Genomic DNA, 3053 nt, shown 5'->3' with positions numbered 1-3053 from the left:
CGATCCGCCTCGCCCGGGAAGACCGCGGCCACCACGGGCGCGCGGTCGGCGGACCGGCCGAGGAAGGCGAACTCCGGCGCCGGGTCGACCTCCGGCAGATCCGCCGCGCTGCGCAGGTGCAGGCGGCCCCCGTCGAGCGGCGCTCCGTCGCGGTGCACCACCAGCACCCGGGTCGAGGACTGCGCCATCAGCTCGGCCAGCAGATCGGGTCGGACGCGCTCGTCGGTGGCGCGGTCGAACCCGTGTGCCGACAGGGCGAGCGGGGCATCCTGTGCCGTCATCGAAACCTCCGTCGCGGGCGTGGCGCTCTCATAGGCGTTCGCGCCCGACCTACCCTTGGGGCATGGCACGCTCACCACTCACTCTAGCCGCGTCGGTGACATCGGCCCTTCCCGAGGCCGTCGTCGACGGCGTCTCGGCACTGAGCGAAGGCATGGGCGGGCGGTTCGACAGCGCCGCCGTGCAGCTGGACGACGGCGAGCTGGTGGTGGTGCGCGTCCCGACCGACGACTCCGCCGAGAACGAGTTGCGGGCGCAGACCTCCGCGCTGCGGGCGCTGACGCCCGGCGTGCGCGCCCAGCTGCGGCTTCGGGCGCCGCGCACCATCGGAGAGACCGTCGTGGACGGTCGCTACACGGTGGTCACCGACCTCGTCGACGGCTATCGAGTCGACGCCGCGGAAGTGCCCGCCGGGCGGGGTGTCGCGACCGCCATCGGCACGGCTCTCGCAGCCGTGCACGGCCTCCCCGCCTCGGTCGTGTCCGGCGACGACCTGACGGTGCAGTCTCCGGAGCAGGTGCGCCAATCCGTCTCGCGCCTCCTCGACCGCGTCGCCGCACTGCACCGCATCCCGGTGTCGCTGCTGTCCCGGTGGAGCCGCGCCGCGGCCGCCGAGCACATCTGGCGATTCGAGTCGACCGTGGTCCTCGGCGGCACGTCATCCGACGCGTTCCTGCTCGAGGACGTCGACGACGAGCCGCGCGTCACCGGCATCCTGGACTGGCACGGCCTCGCCGTGGGAGACCCCGCCGTCGACCTGCAGTGGCTGTCGTCGGCGCCGAAGGCGGCCATGGACGTGTTCGACGCGTACACCGCGGCGAGCGTGCGGGCTCCGGATGCCGGCATCCACAACCGCGCGCGCCTGTACGCCGAGCTCGAGTTCGCCAAGTGGCTCGTGCACGGGGACGACATCGGCAGCGAGGAGATCATCACGGATGCCGTGAACCTGCTCGTCTCACTCGCCGACAGCGTGCAGGACGACGACCTCACCCGCATCGAGACCATCTCGCCGGACGACGCCCTCGGCCGCGCCGGACTGGTCCCCGACCGCCGCGTTCCGGTCGACACGTCGATGCAGACCGACGCATACGACCCGGAGGAGCTCGGTGCGTTCGAGGCGCAGGATGCCCCGGCGGCGCGGCCGGGTGCCGCGGACGACGGGTTCGACGAGACCAGCTCGATGGATCTCGGCCCCGAGGCCGACGGCGGTGCCACGGTGCCCGTCGACATGGGCGACTGGATCCGCCAGGACGCCGGGGACACGGGCGACACCACGGATCGCACCGCCGACAGCCGCTGATCCGGGCCGTCAGTCGCGCACGATGAGGTCGTGCGCGACGTAGAACAGCGCGACGTCGATCTGGTCGAGCGGGACGCCGTGCTTGGCGTGATACGCACGGCGGTACAGCTGCAGCTGAAGGAGCCGCGCCTCGCGCTCGGCGCTGTTCCGCGGCGGAGCCCCGGTCTTCCAGTCGACGATCTCGATCCGGTCGCCGCGGCGGTACACCGCGTCGAGCTTGCAGATCGCGACATGGGCACCGTCCCCGACGCCGTCGAAGCGGAAGTCGATCTCGGTCTCCACCTCGAGCGGCTTCAGCGACGCCCATTCCGAGCGCTCGAACGCGTCCTGGAGGCGCCGCAGCGCCTGCTGCTCCTCGGTGGCGGCGTCGCCTGCCGCGGACGCGGACGAGGCAAGCGAGGCATCGTCGGCGGCGAGCAGCTCGTCGTCCTGCTCCCACAGTGCCTCGTCGAGGGTGGCGGAGGAGCCGATCATGCCCGAACGCTGCTCCACCCACGCGTGGAAGAGCGTGCCGAGACGCGTCTGCCGGTACGGGCGCTCCGGCATCGGCCGGTCGATCGCGGCGACGGTGGCGGCGTAGTCGGTGACGAAATCCTTGTACCGCGATGCCGGGATGCGCACCGGCGCCGCGGAAGCCGCCGGGGCACCGCGGGCCTCCCGCTCGGCGAGCAGCAGCGCCAGGTCGTCGTCGGGCCGGCCGCGGGGCGCGTCGAGCGCGTCCTGCACCCGCCCCGCCGCACCGGTCACGGCGTCCCGTCGTGCCCCGAGCGGGTCGAACGGCCACGCGAGCGTGCGCCGCTCCCCCTGATACGGGTTCTCCCCGGGCTCGTCGTCGGCGAGCGGAAGGTGCAGGGCGTCGGCGATCTCGCGCAGGAACGGGCTCGTCTTACGGGGCCTGGTGGTGCCCGACCACGGCGCCGCGGTCAGGAGCAGGTGGTCGCGGGCGCGGGTCACGGCGACGTATGCGAGCCGGCGCTCCTCCTCCAGCTGCTTGTCGCGGTTGGCCTGCTGGTAGCGGTCGAGCTCCGCCTTGAGCTCCTGCTGCGTGGTGGCGTCGCGCCACGCGAACTCGGGCAGCCAGGCGGCATCCCCCCGGAACGCCGTCGGCAGCACGCCGAAGGCGAGCCAGCCGCTCTTGCCCTTGACGGCGGTCGGCAGCTCCCCCTCCACCATGCGCACGACGGCGACGGCATCCCACTCCAGCCCCTTCGAGCCGTGGATCGTGAGCAGCTGGACGACGTCGTCCTCCGGCGGCTCGGTGCGTGGCGCGAACTCGTCGAGCTGCTCGGCGTGGTCGAGCCAGGCGAGCAGGCTCGACAGCGACCCTGACTCGTCTGCGGCGAGGAACGCGTGCACCTCGTCCACGAACGCGCGCAGCTGCGCCCCGGCGGTGCGCGCGGGGCCGCGGGCCTCGTTCGCCGCGAGCTCCACGTCGAGGCGCAGTTCCTGCTCGACGAGGCGCACGAGCTCGGCG

General features: G+C 73.1%; 2 protein-coding genes and 1 pseudogene. 1 reads left to right on the top strand and 2 read right to left on the bottom strand.

What is annotated here, in order from left to right:
• A pseudogene (locus VJR25_RS04465) lies at window positions 1-281 on the bottom strand (NADH pyrophosphatase); the annotation flags it as partial.
• A 62-nt stretch (window positions 282-343) separates the two neighbouring features.
• Between VJR25_RS04465 and VJR25_RS04460 the strand changes: the two are divergent.
• Window positions 344-1579, top strand: a complete 1236-nt coding sequence (locus VJR25_RS04460) for a phosphotransferase (RefSeq protein ID WP_324112944.1) — start codon at window positions 344-346, stop codon at window positions 1577-1579.
• 9 nt (window positions 1580-1588) lie between these two features.
• Here VJR25_RS04460 and VJR25_RS04455 read toward each other — a convergent pair.
• A partial coding sequence (locus VJR25_RS04455; protein ID WP_324112942.1) for a 3'-5' exonuclease occupies window positions 1589-3053 on the bottom strand: 1465 nt, incomplete at its 5' end.

Origin of the sequence: Microbacterium sp. (genome assembly GCF_035277845.1) — a bacterium.
Classification (GTDB): Bacteria; Actinomycetota; Actinomycetes; order Actinomycetales; family Microbacteriaceae; genus Microbacterium.
This window is presented reverse-complemented; position numbering and strand designations above follow the sequence as displayed.

What these genes read in the sequence shown, in the direction of transcription:
- VJR25_RS04460 (WP_324112944.1), top strand. Translation starts at nt 344, where the DNA reads ATGGCACGCTCACCACTCACTCTAGCCGCGTCGGTGACATCGGCCCTT.